The organism is Gemmatimonadota bacterium (assembly GCA_041390105.1).
Classification (GTDB): domain Bacteria; phylum Gemmatimonadota; class Gemmatimonadetes; order Longimicrobiales; family Gaopeijiaceae; genus JAGQIF01.
In genome coordinates this window covers 798272-813751 of the sequence record JAWKQO010000003.1, presented here as the reverse complement: position 1 = coordinate 813751, position 15480 = coordinate 798272, and the positions used below count along the sequence as shown (strand labels likewise).

Sequence of the window (15480 nt, the reverse complement as noted above, 5' to 3'; positions counted from 1 at the left end):
ATGACCACGACCAAGCGAGGCTTCATGAGGAAGGTGCGGATGGGGATGTGCGCGGTGGCCGCGCTCACGCTGGCCGTGGCGCCCCGGTCGGCGGCGGCCCAGGTGCGGATGACGGTGCCGCCCCAGTCCGAGCCGGTGGCACTGCAGGGCGCCACCATCCACACCGTGACCAACGGCGTGATCGAGAACGGGACCATCCTGTTCGAGAACGGACTGATCTCGGCGATCGGCACCGACGTGCAGCTCCCGGCCGGCACTCGGGTGGTGGACGTGTCGGGCAAGCACATCTACCCGGGCCTGATCGACGCCTACAGCACGGTAGGCATCAGCGAGATCGGCGCGGTGGACGTGTCCAACGACGTCAACGAGCTGGGCGACTTCAATCCGAACGTGCATGCAGACGTGGCCGTCAATGCGGAGAGCCGTCATATCGGCACCACGCGTTCGGCCGGCGTGTTGGTGGCGATGACCACACCCGGCGGAGGGCTGATCTCCGGCATGTCGTCGGCGATGAGCCTGGAGGGCTGGTCCTGGGAAGAGATGTCGATGGAGCGCGCGGCGGCGCTGAACGTCAACTGGCCTGATCCGCACCCGCGGCGGCGGCGCTTCGGTGGCTTCGGCGGACCGCGCCAGGAGAACCCGCCCAGCTACGAGGAGCAGGTCCAGCAGATCAAGGACTTCTTCGCCGAGGCGCGCGCCTACCGAGACGCGGTGGCCGCCGGTCAGCAGGTTCGTACCGACTCGCGCTACGCGGCCATGATCCCCGCGTTGGACGGTGACATCCCCGTGGTGGTGGCGGCCGATGGCGCGGCGCAGATCAACGACGCCATCACCTGGGCCAAGTCCGAAGGCGTGCGGGTGGTGATTCGGGGCGGGCGTGATGCCATCCACGTGGCGGACCGCCTGGTGGCGGAAGACGTGCCCGTGATCCTCACGTCGACCATGGCGGCCCCGGAGCGTGCCTACGAAGGGTACGACGATGCGTACGCCACACCTGCCCACCTCTACGAGAAGGGCGTGAAGTTCGCGATCTCCGGAGGGTCCGGTGCGCTCTACAGCAACCGGCTTCCGTGGGAGGCGGGCGTGGCCGTGGCCTTCGGATTGCCTGAGGAAGAGGCGCTCAAGGCCGTGACCATCAACGCCGCCCAGTTCATGGGCATCGACGATCGGGTAGGCTCCCTGGAGCCCGGTAAGCAGGCAACGCTCTTGATCACCACGGGCACGCCTCTGGACATGACCAGCAACATCGAGCAGGCCTACATCCAGGGCCGCGAGATCGATATGATGGACATCCAGAAGTTCTTCTTCGAGAAGTACATGGTGAAGGTGATGCAGTTCAGGCGCATCGCCAGCTGAGCCGGATGCCTCCGGTCACCACGGAGTCCCGATGACACAGAGCGCGCCGCCCTTCGCGGAGCACATCGGCCTGCTGGGCCGGTGGCGAGGGGCGGCGCGCGTCCTGCTGCCGCTTCAACTCGTCCTGGCGTTGTTCGGCTCGCTGGCCGAGGCGCGCCTCGATACGTCGTTCGTTCCCGAGACCCACCTGGAGGGTCAGGGGGCGGCTGCCTGTGCGCTGGCCCACAACCACTTCCTGTGCGTGGTCGGCCGCACCTTGGGCTTGCAGCTTCCCGGCGCGGCCGCGCTCACACCGGCCTCCCCCAGCGTCGCCTTCGTGGTCGTTGCGGTGGCAGAGGAGCTGCCGCACGCCGTCCACGTTCGCTCCCTCCACCTCGCCCGCGCTCCCCCCTTGGCGTGATCGCCTGATCCCGGTCCCACGCGGTCCGGGTCCACCTCATCCATCGATCACAAAGCCGACGTGCGGGGCCGTGTGCCCACACACGGTCGGCGCCGCCATGGGGGAGCCATGAGAAGGCTTCTACACATCCTTGCGCTGAGCACCGTCGTTCTGCTCGGCCTCCTTTCGCCGCTCGCGGCCCAGACCGGCACGATTCGGGGGCAGGTCGTCACCTCGGCCGGCGATCCGGCACCTGCTGCGCACGTACACATCGTCACGCTCGGTCGGGCAGTGGAGGCCGGTCCCGATGGCCGGTTCATCTTCGAGCGCGTCCCCGTGGGCGCCTACCTCGTGGAGGCCGAAAGCGTGGTCGGAGCGGGTTCGCTCCAACGCGTCCAGGTGACCGCAGGCGGCACCACGGAGGTCGTTCTCGCGCTCGATCCCCTCTATCACATGGAAGCGCTGGTGGTCACCGCCGGTCCCGAGGCCCTGCGCACCTCTGAGTTGTATCAGGCCGCCGGTGTGCTCGGAGGCCGGGAGCTGGCCCGAAAGGCTCAGCCCACGTTGGGTGAGACGCTGGCCGGCGAACCCGGGGTCAGTAGCACGTACTTCGGGCCCGGGGCCAGCCGACCGCTGATCCGCGGGTTGGGCGGGGACCGTGTGCGCATCCTGGAGAGCGGTGTCGGCGTCGGAGATGCCTCCAACACCAGCCCCGACCATGCCGTCTCCATCGACCCTGGTTCCGCCTCGCAGATCGAGGTGGTGCGTGGACCGGCCACGCTGCTCTACGGGAGCTCCGCGATCGGGGGCGTCGTCAACGTAGTGGATGAGCGTATCCCCACCGAGGTGGGCGGTGCGCGCGTGAGGGGACACGTCCAGGCGCTGGGGGGCACGGTCGCGGACGAGCGCAGCCTCTCGGGCGAAGCGGGTGGGCACACGGGCCCGCTGGCGTTCAACATCCGCGGTGAGCACCGCACCACGGGCGACTACTCCATTCCTGGCTTCGCCGAGATCGCTCCCGATCCGGGGGAGGAGTCCGGCATCCTGGAGAACTCGGCGATCGAGACCACCAGCGGTGCGCTCGGCGCCTCGCTGGTCGGGGAGCAGGGATACTTCGGGATCGCCGTGGGACGCTACGACTCCCGCTACGGCGTTCCGGGGCACCACCACGAGGACGCCGGAGCGGAGCCGACGCCCAGTGCGGAGGAGGGGTCGGTCCAGATCGATCTGAACCAGCGGCGACTGGACATGGGAGGGTCGCTCCGCACCGCGCACACCATCGAACACCTGCGGGCGCGCTTCGGACTCTCCGACTATGAGCACGCGGAGTTGGAGGGTGGTGCCGTGGGCACCCGCTTCCTCAACAACCAGTGGGAGGGCCGGCTGGAGGCCCATCACCGTGAGTTCGGCCCCTCGAAAGGAGCCCTCGGTCTTCAGTTCTCCAGCCGGGACTTCGAGGCTGTGGGAGAGGAGGCGTTCGTTCCGCGTTCGGAAACCACCCAGTTGGGGCTGTTCGCCTTCGAGGAGCTCGACCTGGAAGCGGCTCGGATCCAGCTGGGGGCGCGCTTCGAGCGACAGGTCTCCACCGAACGAGCCAACGATACGGATCGGTCGCACTCGGGTCTTTCCGTCTCCGCGGGGCTGAACGTGCCCGTCGGGGAGCGGCTGACCCTGGCGCTGGCCACGTCGCGTTCGATCAAGCTGCCCACGCCGGAAGAGCTCTACTCCAATGGGCCCCACTTGGCCACGGACTCCTACGAGGTGGGTGACCCGACCCTGGGCACGGAGAGCGCGCTCAGCGTGGACGCCTCCGCGCGCCTCACCGTGGGTCGCGTTCAGGGATCCGTCACCGGCTATGTGAACCGCTTCAGCGACTTCATCTACGCGAGCTTCACCGGCCAGGAGCAGGACGGCCTGCAGGAGGTCCGCTACACGCAGGCGGATGCCATCCATCTGGGTTTCGAGGTGGACGGCAACGTGGAGGTCTACCACGTCGGTGCGCGTCACGCGGCCCTGCGCTTCGGGGCTGACTACGTGCGCGCCACGCTACGAGACACCGAGGAGCCTCTCCCCCGCATCCCCCCGCCGTCGCTGCGGGGTGGGGTCGAGTTCGACGCCGGCCGCCTGCGGGCCGATCTGGACGTCCGCCGGGCTCTGCGTCAGGATCGGGTCGCGTCCTTCGAGACGGAGACCGCAGGCTACACGCTCGCGGGTGGGTCCGTATCCTACCGGTTCATCCAGGGCGCGGTGGCCCACGACGTAACCCTGACCGGGCGCAATCTGACGGATGCGGAGGCGCGCCCCCACACGTCGCTGTTGAAGGACGTGGCACCGATGCCGGGGCGGGAGCTTCGGTTGGCGTACCGGCTGTCGTTCTAGGGAGTGACCGGAGCGCGCTCGGGACTCCTCACGCGCAGGGCGTGAGGGGTCCGCGCCGCTCCTCGTAGAGCTTCCAGAACAGCTCGTCGCCCTGCGAAAACGCACCTTCGTTTCGGAGGGACTCCGTGAGTACATGTGCGGAGTCCGAAGCCGCCCGGGCCTCACTGCAGCCGGCCCCCGAGGGGACCGGGCCACAGCGGCTTGTGGCGGGTCGAGGTAGGGGTCCGCGTTCGTCGGTCCTACCGCGGCTGGGTGCTGGCCGCAACGACTCCCCTCCCTCAGTTCCCTCCGCCGGGCGCAACCGTGAACTGCTTGGGAGTGCTGCCCAGCACGTTGTAGTCCTTGTCGAACAGGAAGGCGAACAGCTCGAGCGCACCCACGGTCCCGTCAAGCGGATACTTGCCGGTATCCAGCACGGGATTCGCGAATTCCTGGTACCAGCCGCCGTTGTCCTGCACGGTGATGGGCACCATGTCGGAGACCGGGAACATGACCCAGCGCATGTCCCCCGGTGCGCTGGGCTGGCGCGCGTAGAGCTGCGCCACCGTGGCGATGGGAGTGCCGGCCGTGCGCGCCTCGACTTCGACAGTGCGCGTGTCGTTCTCGGCCTGGATGGTGAACGCCCCTACGTTGAGGCTCAACCAGTCGTAGGCGTTCATCTTCCAGACCTCCATGCCGACCGTCGTGTACCGGCCGGAGACGTCCTCCCAGGCGTAGGTGGAGTTCCCTCCCGCGTCGAAGCCGCCGGCGTAGATGGCCTCCGGCCTCAAGCTGGTGCCACTCGGCCCCACGCCGTTGGTCATGGTTCGGTAGCTGCCGATCAGGGGCGCCTTCCAGGAGCCGGATACCTGGGTCGTCCACTGGTTGTCGTACGGCTGACCCACCACTTCAGGAAGCGAACCGATGGCGGTTTGAGCATCGTAGCGCAGCCAGGCTCGGGAGGAGCGCAGGTCGAACGCGTCGGAGAGGCTCCAGGTGAACTCGAGCTCCTGCCCGGCTGTGCCGCTGCTCGGGGTCTGACCGATCGATGCGGTAGGGAAGTCGAGATCCCACGTGTACTTGAGGGAGTAGCGCGGAGAGAGCGTGCCGCCCTTGTCGGCGTAGCTCCAGTCGAGTGAGTAGTACCCCGCGTCGGAGCCCAGGGAACCGTAGCGGCCCGATGTCGTCAGCGAGACGTGATCCAGATTGGCCCCGCCCTGTCCGTCATCCGAGCCCGCGAGAAAGGACGTGCCGCTGGAGGTGGTGTAGCGCAGCGCCAGGCTCAGCGAGAGGTCGTCGAATCCGCTGAGGTTGTCGGTTCCCGTGAAGGCGAGTGACTTGCCCGTCGGATTGATGTCCAGGTCCTTCAGGTAGTTGGCACCCACCAGCAGCTGGCCGGTGGGCGGCGTGAAGTCGCCGTACCACCGATTGCCGACGGCGATCTGCGTGGTGTTCAGGGCACCGCTGCAGTCGATGCGGGCGAACTGGGCCTGTCCCTCCGTGAGAGCGTCGCTGTTCGCGACCGGCACCAGTGCGGACAACGTCGGGCCCATTCGCCAGTCGCACTGAAGGGAGGACTCCCAGCCGATATCCTGGATGGTGGGACTCGAGCCCGTCCAACCGAATCCACTCGCCTCTGCGTAGCCCTCGAAGTCGATCCCGGACCGGACGTAGAAGGTCTGACTGGGTAGGACCTGCGTGCCGTAGGCGATGTGCTCGGCTCCGGCCAGGTCCCAGTAGGCATCGGTGCCCTGCAACGGTGCTTGCAAGCCAGGGAGGCCGTTGATGAGTTGGACGGACTGAGAGGTGTTGTCGGTATAGAACGCGGTGACACCGGTGATACGCCTCTGACTGGCGATCCCACCGACGGCGTTCCCTCCCTGGGTCCAGGATCTGGAAGAGTCCAGGGTCACGTTGACCACGCCCCCCGAGGCTTGTGAGCCGTATCTCAGGGTCCCTTGGGGACCGCGCACGACCTCGATGCTCTCGATGTCGATGTCCAGCGCCCGGAGAGTGCGCCCGTCGCCGCGCGGAAGGTAGATGCCGTCGAGGGCCGTTGGCGCGAACACCGTCTCGCCGTTCGTGCCCTGCGTGGAGAGGCCGCGAAGGTGGACGTAGGCCGCGGGCTGGTTGGCGATCCCCACGGCGGTGCCCGAGGCGGGGGTACCGACGACGCCGCCGTTGACCTGCAGCTGCCCGCCCAGCACGGCGGGCCCGTTCGAGATCAGGTCCGTCACGCTCACCCCGCCGCCCTGCAGCTGCTCGACGTTGAGCGAGCTGATGGAGATCGGAACCTCCTGAACGCCCTGGGTGACGTTGCGGAAAGCGGCCATGCCGCCCAGGGCGTCCCCAGCCGCCGAGAGCGCTGGGCCGGCCCCGCCGTTGAGGGGAGCCCGGCCCACGGGGAGGCTGTCGAGGAACAACACGATTTCCCCGTCGAAGGCGTTGCCCACCTCGTAGCTCACCTCGACTACGACGGCTCCGGAGAGCTGGCTCGGGTCGACCGGCTGCCCATTCCTGGTGATCGCTCCTATGGAGAGCGACGGGGTCAGCGCCTGCACGGTCACGACCAGCGTGGCCGTGGCCCCACTGGCGGCGGCGGTGATGGTCGCGGTCCCCGCCCCGACACCAAGCACCTTACCGGCCGCCGTCACCGTGGCCACGGCGTTGTCCGCGGAGCTGTAGATGACCGAGCTGCCATCGCTCGCGGTGGCCACCACGGTCAGGGTGTCCCCCTGCGAGAGGGTGGGCGCGGGCGTGGTGAAGGTCACCGTCGCCGAGGGCGGCGGCGGTCCCATCCCGTCGTCACCGCCCGAATCGCACGCGCTTCCTACCAGGGCGAGGGCGGGCAAACAACAGAGGAGGAGCGCAGATACGGGGAAGCGAGTCATGATCGGCTCGGGTGCAGAGGGAACGCGACAACACACCCTCTACGCCCGAAAACCGAGCGAAAGCGATCATCGCGAGGCCTGGCCGGCCCCCGCGCGGGAGCCATCCCCCCCGGTCAACGGCCTCGCAACGTGATGTTCCCGTTGACCGTGACCAGCTCGATCACGCCGTCTCCCGCGCCCAGCGTCCCCCGCAGCGTGCGGCTGGTGCTGATGGGGTCCAGGATGGAGAGGTTGGAGACGCTGATCGATCCGTTGGTCACGGAGGCCGTCACATCGGCCGAGATGGCGGCAGGGACGCTCAGCAGCACGTTTCCGTTGACATTGGTGAGCTCGACCCGGCCAGCGAGCGGCGGATCCACCTCGGCGTCGATCAGGCCGTTCACCAGGTTCACGTCGACATCGGCTTCCACGTCGCGCAGCGTGACGTCTCCGTTGACGTGCGTCACCTCGACGCGTCCGCTGGTCCCACGTACCACCACGCTGCCATTCACGTTGGTGATCGTGGATCGGAACGAGGACGGCACCGTGATGCGGTACTCGACGGTGTAGCTGCGCCCGAGCGTGTGCTCCGGCTGGATCGTGGACACATGCACCTCGGTCGCCGACGTCTCCACCCGCACGTCCAGGTTGTCGAGATGGCGCTCGGCATCCGCGACGCTTTCCGAACCCACGGTGCGGTCGCCCTCGATGGTCACGTCCGTGGCCGCCGGGTCCGCGGCCACGTCGATATCGCCGCTGATCCCGTCGAGGCGCAGGCGGAAGCGGTTCTCCGCAGCGATGACGTGCCGGAACGAGGCAGTGGCCTCGAAGCGGGTGTCGTTGACCTCGTTATCGTCATCGAAGATGTCGATGACCACGCAGGATGAGACGGCGGCGGCCAGTAGGACGAACAGGGAGAGATGAGCCGCCGAGCGGGCCAGGGATGCACTCTTCATGGGTGCTACTCGATCGGCGAGCTCCGCTTCCCCTCGCTCCGTCCGAGCGGCGCTCGCCGAACCGACGCTCCGGAGCGGGTGCCGTGCACTTCCGGCACCGAGGCCTCGTCAGGCCTCCCCTCCCTGAAGGATACGTGCCGCGACCCCCCAGGTGTGTCAGGCAGGCCCCGCGGACCCGGGTGGGGCGGCTCCGGAGCGCCCCGGGGTTCAGCGCGGCGTGAGGCGCTGGCGGGACTCGGTGGCGGCTTCGACCCGGGCCCGGGAATAGACCACCGGGAAGTAGCGGTCCGCCGCCCAGAGCGGGAACAGATCCCGATAGTGCGGATCGTCGGGGTCGCCGGCCTGCCCCGGCGTGTTCGTTCCGACCGCGTTGTCCCAGTGCTCGGTGTCCACGATGATCCGGAACGATGCTCCGGACGTCTGGTTGTCCCCCCCGCCGGTGGCGCCCACGGTGGACCCATCGCCCCCGCGGGGAGCCGGGCCGACATCCAGGCGCGCCCGCAGACCGGCATTGACCGCTGCGGAAAGCGGATGGCGGATCAGCGCGTGCTTGTATCGCTCCTGGCCGTAGCGCCACCCTTTCATATCCGAGCCCAACTGTCGGCGGAGGCTCGCCACCGCGTCCTCCAGCGCCTTCACCAGCAGCGCGTCCCGCCCTGCGAGCGGGTCACCGATCGAGGTGCGCCCCGCCGTCACCTGTGGATCCATGGCTCCGAACTCGCCCGGCGGGGCAGTGAGCCAGTCGAGGGTCCGTTTCAGGGAAAGCGATCCGAAGTGCTCCCGCTCACCCGGACGCACCATGGCGTCGCGAACCTCGTCACGCAGCGCGCGCTCCCACGCGACGTAGATGCCCGCTTCGATCGAGGTCGGCTCCAGCACGAATGGACCGGTGGACTCGGGATCGCGTGTGCTGCTCGACCCCCAGTTGAGCAGCATGCGGCGGGCGGCCTCGGCTGTGGCGTTGCCCGACGAGACGTCCCGCAGCAGGGGAACCAGCGTACGTGCCGGAATCGATGTGTAGTCGGTCTGCAACCGCATCATGTCAGCGATCGCGAGCTTCCGCCCGCCGTCCAACACCTCGTTCACGCGGGCCCATCGATAGGGGTCGGCCCACTCCCAGCCCACGGCCTCACGACGGTGCGGATAGTCCAGCGCCGTGAGGTTGGAGTTGGCAGTGCCGAAGTAGCCGACGGCAGGGTTGATCACGTGCGGCTTGGACCTGATGGGCAGGTAGCCGTCCCACTCGTAGCGGCCGTCGCCCGGGACAGGGACCAGGCCGCTCCAGTTGCGTCGGATCGGCGCGATCCCCACGGCCTGCCAGCCGATGGTGCCGGCCCGATCGGCCCACACCATGTTTTCGCCCGGGATGTTGGAGTAGTTGCAGGCCTCCACGAACTCCTCCCAGGTGCGCGCCTGGTCCATGCGCAAACTGGCCAGGTAGGGAGAGCCGCCGATCTCCATCCAGGCGGCGCGCACGGCGTAGGCGACGTGGTTCGACGCGTCTTCGTGCACGACCGGGCCGTGCCTCGTGTATTTGAGCTCGACCACGACCGGCGCGGCCCCTTTGACGCGGATCGTGTCCACGACGACCCGCATATCCTCCCAGCGGCCCTGATAGCGGTACTGGTCGGGGTCCGCCGGGTTGGTCTCGTAGACGTACAGGTCTTCCCCGTCGGTGCTGAACACCGTCAGGCCCCAGGCGCCGTATTCGTTGTGCCCGATGGAGATGCCAGGAATGGTCGGCTCCCCGCCCCCGATCACGTTCCAGCCGGGTGCCACCAGATGAGCCCAGTAGCGCAGCGACGGCGCTCCCTGCGCCCGGTGCGGGTCGTTGGCCATCATCGGGAAGCCGGAGAGGCTGCGCGTGCCGTCAACCACCCAGTTGTTGCTGCCGATATCGGCGCGCGCTTCGGTGTTCAGACGGTCGATCTCCGCACGCGTGGCCGCGGCGAGCTGCTCGTAGCCGTCCTCGGCGTCGCGATCGGCTCGGTTTCGCATCGCGGGGTCGACGATGTGTTCGGGCCGGAACTGCACCGGCCGACGAAACGCGTTGTACAGCCGCAGGATATCCTGCGAGAGCAGCGAGCCGTCGATGACGGGATCGAGCGTGAGGTCGGGATCGCCCGGCGCGGCCGGATGGAAATACTCGAGCGAGCGCACCCGATCGGCGCCTACCGCGTGCACGGCGCGGCCGTAGCCCAACTCCGCGCCGATGTTGCCCAGCAGCCCCTGGTGCCGTGAGATCACCACGTCCGGTGTCCAGCGACCCGGCCGAATGCCCAGCAGCTCGAACTCGACGGGCAGGAGCGTGGGATCGCGTTCCGTTTCCTCGATCCAGGCGTTCACGCCTCGGACATAGGACTCGACGATCTCGACCCCGTCCGGATGGTAATGGCTGAGCTCCTGCTCGAGATTGCCGCGGAACATGAAAAGGCGCGTGCCGCGGTCGCGGTCCACCTCCGCCGCACCCAGGATCTCCGCGACGGTACCCGTGGCCTGCCGACGCCACAGCTCGAACTGGAACGTGCGGTCGCGGGCAGCCGCGTACCCCTGGGCGAAGAACAGGTCTGCCTGGTTCTCCGCGTAGATGTGGTTGATGCCCCAACGGTCCTTGAGGATCTCGACGGGCGCGGCCAGCCCGGGCACGCGAATGGTCTCGGCAGCGCTGGAGACGGCCGGGGCCTGCCCCTGGAGCGGCGAGGGGCGGGGACCGAAGGCGGTGCCGCCGAGGAGGACTGCGACGAGGATGAGGAGCGGACGGCGCATGGCTTCCTTCCGTGCGGTCGGGGCGGATCGTCGCGGACCATCATGGGGAGCGGACCGCGCAGCGGCCAGGCTGCCCCGGTCCTGCGGCATCGACGAGGAGGCTGTGGTGTAACGGGGGCGGCCACACCGGGGTAGGGTCGGTCGCAGACGCGCCGACCGGGCCCGTCTCCGCCACTTCTGCATGGACCGTCCATGAAGATGATCGTGGGTGTGGGAGCGGCGCTTGGGGTCGGGCTGCTCCTGATGAGCCAGACCAATGCACCTCGTGTCCGGTCGGTGAACGATCGAGCCGGCGCGTCGGTGGGCCAGTGTGCTCCGCTCGAACGCCGGATCGATGCAGCGCTGCAGAGGCGCTTCGACGAAGTCGTCGACGATGCGGCCTCGAGAGGCTTTGCAGGAGGGGTCGCGATCCTACGCGACGGCGCCCTGATCTACGATCGGGTGGCCGGAAACGCCGCGCTGGACGGAGCCGTCCCTGTCGGCGCGACCACTCTGTTCCACGTCGCGTCGATCACCAAGTACTTCACGGCCGCGCTGGTGATGAAGGCCGTGGAGGAGGGCCGTCTGGAGCTGGACGACTCGCTGGGGACCGTGTTGTCCGACGCTCCCGGGACGTTGGGCCCGTTGACGTTGGCCGATCTGCTGGCCCACCGCTCGGGTCTGGGTTCGTCCTACCGCGGCGAGCAGGAGACCGCCCGAGCCGAGGCACTCTCGGCCTTGGGCGAGGCGCCTCCCGATCCCGAGCGCGCCGGGCGCTTTCGCTACTCGAATGACGGGTACGACCTGCTCGGCATCGTCCTCGAAACCGTGTACGACCGTCCTTACGAGCGGCTCCTGGCAGAGAAGATCTTCGGGCCGGCCTGTCTGGAGCACGCCGCCCACTGGGCAGAAGTCGACGTCCGAGACGCCCACGTGGTCAGTCAGCCGCTCCGCTCGCTCGGGCGTCAGATCACCCGGCGCAACTACGGCATGCTCTCCTCCGCCGGGCTGCTCATCACGGCCCGGGATCTGGTCCGGTACGAGCACGCTCTGGAAGAAGGTGACGTGCTCAGCGCCGAGGCGCGCTCGGTCCTCTGGACGCCCCGTGACGAGATGTCCCTCGGCGCGTCCACCTACGGCGCCTTCCTGAGCGAACGGCCGAACGTGGGGCGCGTGCTCAACGCGCGAGGGAATGAGGACTGGGGCGACAACGCCATCCTGAACCACTACCTCGATCGGGACGTGATCGTGGCGGTCGTGACCAGTCGTGGCCCCGCCGAGGACAGCGGGGCGCCGTATTTCCGAAACGAGTTGTCGGACAAGATCGAGGCGATCCTGTTTCCCGAGGTCGGACCGTGAACATCCAGATCTTCGGAACCAAGAAGAGCAAGGAGACACGCGCAGCCCTTCGCTTCTTCGCGGACCGCCGCATCCCGGTCCATTTCGTGGACTTCGCGGTGAAGGGACCCTCCAAAGGCGAGCTCTCCCGCTTCGTCCAGAAGTTCGGCGTGACCTCTCTGGTGGACGAGAGCTCGAAGCGCTACGCCGAGCTCGGGCTGAGGGCGGCGCACCTGTCGGACGAGCGTTGGATGGACACGCTCGTCGAGGAACCTCTGTTGCTCAGGCAGCCGCTGGTGCGGAACCAGAGCCAACTCACTGTGGGTGACGCCAGCGGAGAGTGGAAGCGGTGGGTGGAGGCGGCCAAGGGATGATCGTTCCCCTGGCAGGCGTAGTGGTAGGCGCGCTGGGCAGCAGCGCCTGGGCCCTCAATCGCATGGCTCTGGCTACGCTGCGTCCACCGGTTCGCCCCGTGCAGCGCACGCCGAGTGACGCCGGGCTGGTTCATGAGGAGGTCGAGTTCTCCTCCGGCGGTCTCACGCTGCGGGGCTGGTGGATCGAGGGCTCCCCGCGCGCTGAGGCGCCAGCGGCCGTGTTGGTGCACGGCTGGGCGGCGAACGCCGGCCGGATGATGCCGGTCGCCGAGGCACTGGTGGCGGCCGGCGTGTCCGTGCTCGCCTTCGACGTGCGCGGTCACGGACGGAGCGACGCAGCCTCCGTGGTGACCCTTCGGCACTACCGCGACGACGTCCAGGCGGCGCTTCGCTTCCTCGCAGAGCGCCGTCCCGGGGGCCGCACCGTGTTGGTGGGCCATTCGATGGGGGGCGCTGCTGCGATTCTCGCCACGGCCGACGGCCATCCGGTGGGCGCCCTGGCTCTGCTCGCTGCCCCAGCGGACCTGCTGGAGGTCACACAGGGCTGGATGCGCGACAACGGAGTGCCCGGTCACTTCGCGGTGCCGCTGTTGCTGCCGTTCTGGAGACTCCAGACCGGAGAGCCCTGGAGCCGCCTGCGGCCGGAGGAACGCATCGCCGAGGTCTCGGTCCCGACGCTCATCGTGCAGGGCGGGGCCGACCGCAGGGTGCCGCCCATCCATGCGGATCGGTTGGCCGAGCGTCGGGAGGTGCCGATCACGCGGGTCGAGGACGCCGACCACATGGGGTTGCTGGAGCGCGAAGTGACGCACCGAGCGCTTCTGAGCCTCATCCGCGGGCTGGAAGGCTCGACCGCCTGATCGGCGGCCGGCCACCCCTCCCCCTTTCCCCAGCGCCACTCCCTCCCGAGGTTCGAGCCACCCCGACCAGGGGCGCAGAGCCACAGGATCATCCAGCCGGGGAGGGTGGAGTTGGAGCATATCGCGCGGGGAGGGGACCGACTCCGCAGGATCGGGCTGATCCTGGGTCCAGTGCTGTTCGGGGCGGCCTTCCTGTTCCAGGCGCCCGCCGAGCATCCGACCGCCGGTCGCATGGCCGCCGTGGCCCTGCTGATGGCCACCTGGTGGATCACCGACGCCATACCGCTGTTCGCTACGGCTCTGCTACCGCTGGCGTTGTTTCCGCTGCTGGGCCTGGCAGGAGGAGGCCCCACGGCCACGCAGTATTTCAACGGCACCATCGTCCTGTACCTGGGCGGCTTCCTGATCGCCCTGGCCATGCAGCGCTGGAATCTGCATCGCCGCATCGCGCTCGCCATCATCCAGCGCGTGGGTGGCACGCCCGCCCGCCTGGTACTCGGCTTCATGCTGGCGGCGGCATTCCTGTCCATGTGGATCTCCAACACCGCCACGGCCATCATGATGGTGCCCATCGGGTTGGCCATCGTGGTCACCATGGAAGAGACGTTCGGAACGGAGGATACCCACCCGTTCACCGTGGCGGTGATGTTGGGGATCGCGTACGCGTGCTCGATGGGTGGGATCTCCACACTGGTGGGCACACCGCCCAACCTGTCGTTCTCGCGGATCTTCGCGGTCACCTATCCGGATGCCCCTCCGATCGGGTTCGGCCAGTGGTTCCTGCTGGGCCTTCCGGTGGGCGCCACCATGCTCGTGATCACGTGGTTCCTGCTGACCCGCGTGCTCTACCGCTCCCCGAGCCACGTGCACGCCGACCCCTCGGTGATCGAGGACGAGCGCGCCAAGCTGGGCCCCGCCTCCTTCGAGGAGAAGGTGGTCATGGCGATCTTCGCCACCACGGCGCTGCTGTGGGTGTTCCGGGTGCGCATCAGCCTGGGTGCGTTCGCGATTCCCGGGTGGTCGGAGCTCTTCCCGGATCCGTCTCTCTTCGACGACGGCACCGTGGCGATCGCGCTCTCGTCGTTGTTGTTCCTGATCCCCGCCCGCGATCGTGGGGAAGGCAAGGGGATGATCCTGGACGCGAACGTGATCCGTCGACTTCCCTGGGACATCGTGTTGCTCTTCGGCGGCGGCTTCGCGCTCGCCTACGGATTCCGGGCCACCGGTCTCTCCGACGTCATCGGAGAGCAGTTCGCGGGCCTCTCCGCCGCTCCCCCGCTGCTGATCGTCGCGTCGATCTGTCTGGTGATCACGTTCCTGACAGAGCTCACCTCGAACCTGGCGACCACGGAGATGATCCTGCCCATCCTGGCTTCGGTCTCGGTCGCGGCGGGCCTGCATCCTCTGCTGCTGATGGTACCGGCCACCATTTCGGCCTCGTGCGCCTTCATGATGCCGGTGGCCACTCCACCGAATGCCATCGTGTTCGGCAGCGAACGCGTCCGCATCGCTGAGATGGCCCGCGCCGGCATCGTGCTGAACCTGATCGGAGTGGTGGTGGTGGCCACCCTCTTCTATCTGATCGGTCCCACGGTGTTCGGCATGGACCCCAGCGTGGTTCCGGACTGGGCCCAGAATGCGGTGAGGACGGTACCATGAGCCCGGATCAGAAGCAGGGTGTCACCTCGAAGGGCACACCCAAGTCTCCGGCGGCCTCCGAGTCGCAGGTCTCCGAGCTGATGATGCCCCATCAGGTGAACAACCTGGGCAACGTGTTCGGCGGTGCGGTGCTCTCCATGGTGGACCGTGCTGCCGCCGTGGCGGCCATGCGGCATGCGGGCCAGAACTGCGTGACCGTCTCGATCGACCGGGTAGACTTCAGGGAGCCGATCTACGCCGGCGAACTGGTGACCTGCAAGGCGCGCGTGAACTACGTGGGGCGTACGTCGATGGAAGTGGGCGTGCGGGTGGAGGCCGAGAACCTGCTGACCGGTACTCGCCGCCATACGAACACCTGCTTCCTGACCTTCGTGGCGATCGACGAGCACGGCCGGCCCCAGCCCGTGCCAGCGCTGGAGCCACAGACGGAGGCGGAGCGCAAGCGCTGGCACGAGGCCCAGCGCCGGCGTGAAGTGCGCCAGACGCTCGCCATCGAGCTCGGCGAAGACTATTGAGTGGAGCTCGCGACCGACTCCGCTGACGGAGCGGGCGGGTCGGACGCGTGCGCAGTAGGCCCTGAGCGGG

Annotated in this window: 11 protein-coding genes; 8 read left to right on the top strand and 3 right to left on the bottom strand. The window is 68.3% G+C overall.

Annotation, left to right across the window (positions count from 1 at the left end):
* From R3E10_16590 to R3E10_16580, 3 genes are all read left to right on the top strand, one after another.
* Entirely contained in the window at nucleotides 1-1356 is a 1356-nt protein-coding gene (locus R3E10_16590) for an amidohydrolase family protein (protein MEZ4417374.1), read from the top strand.
* Between the two features lie 31 nt (nucleotides 1357-1387).
* Nucleotides 1388-1756, top strand: a complete 369-nt coding sequence (locus tag R3E10_16585) for a hypothetical protein (protein ID MEZ4417373.1) — start codon at nucleotides 1388-1390, stop codon at nucleotides 1754-1756.
* Nucleotides 1757-1864: 108 nt separating this feature from the next.
* Nucleotides 1865-4114: a TonB-dependent receptor gene (locus R3E10_16580; GenBank protein ID MEZ4417372.1), complete on the top strand. Its 2250-nt coding sequence runs from the start codon at nucleotides 1865-1867 to the stop codon at nucleotides 4112-4114.
* 278 nt (nucleotides 4115-4392) lie between these two features.
* Here R3E10_16580 and R3E10_16575 read toward each other — a convergent pair whose 3' ends face one another.
* The 3 genes from R3E10_16575 to R3E10_16565 form a co-directional block, all read right to left on the bottom strand.
* Nucleotides 4393-6984 carry a TonB-dependent receptor gene (locus R3E10_16575; protein ID MEZ4417371.1) on the bottom strand — a complete coding sequence of 864 codons (2592 nt, stop codon included), beginning with the start codon at nucleotides 6982-6984 and terminating at the stop codon, nucleotides 4393-4395.
* 113 nt (nucleotides 6985-7097) lie between these two features.
* Nucleotides 7098-7919 carry a DUF4097 family beta strand repeat-containing protein gene (locus R3E10_16570; protein ID MEZ4417370.1) on the bottom strand — a complete coding sequence of 274 codons (822 nt, stop codon included), beginning with the start codon at nucleotides 7917-7919 and terminating at the stop codon, nucleotides 7098-7100.
* Between the two features lie 207 nt (nucleotides 7920-8126).
* Nucleotides 8127-10685: a penicillin acylase family protein gene (locus R3E10_16565; protein ID MEZ4417369.1), complete on the bottom strand. Its 2559-nt coding sequence runs from the start codon at nucleotides 10683-10685 to the stop codon at nucleotides 8127-8129.
* A gap of 192 nt (nucleotides 10686-10877) precedes the next feature.
* Between R3E10_16565 and R3E10_16560 the strand changes: the two genes are divergently transcribed.
* From R3E10_16560 to R3E10_16540, 5 genes are all read left to right on the top strand, one after another.
* Nucleotides 10878-12023 (top strand): serine hydrolase domain-containing protein, encoded by a 1146-nt coding sequence (locus tag R3E10_16560; GenBank protein ID MEZ4417368.1) that lies wholly within the window; start codon nucleotides 10878-10880, stop codon nucleotides 12021-12023.
* Nucleotides 12020-12376, top strand: a complete 357-nt coding sequence (locus R3E10_16555) for an arsenate reductase family protein (protein MEZ4417367.1) — start codon at nucleotides 12020-12022, stop codon at nucleotides 12374-12376. The genes R3E10_16560 and R3E10_16555 overlap by 4 nt, the downstream gene beginning before the upstream one ends.
* Complete coding sequence (locus R3E10_16550) at nucleotides 12373-13236, top strand: alpha/beta fold hydrolase (protein MEZ4417366.1); 864 nt, start codon at nucleotides 12373-12375, stop codon at nucleotides 13234-13236. Before R3E10_16555 ends, R3E10_16550 begins: the two co-directional genes overlap by 4 nt.
* A 111-nt stretch (nucleotides 13237-13347) precedes the next feature.
* Nucleotides 13348-14895, top strand: a complete 1548-nt coding sequence (locus tag R3E10_16545; protein MEZ4417365.1) for an SLC13 family permease — start codon at nucleotides 13348-13350, stop codon at nucleotides 14893-14895.
* Nucleotides 14892-15410 (top strand): acyl-CoA thioesterase, encoded by a 519-nt coding sequence (locus R3E10_16540; GenBank protein MEZ4417364.1) that lies wholly within the window; start codon nucleotides 14892-14894, stop codon nucleotides 15408-15410. The genes R3E10_16545 and R3E10_16540 overlap by 4 nt, the downstream gene beginning before the upstream one ends.
* Nucleotides 15411-15480 lie beyond the last annotated feature (70 nt).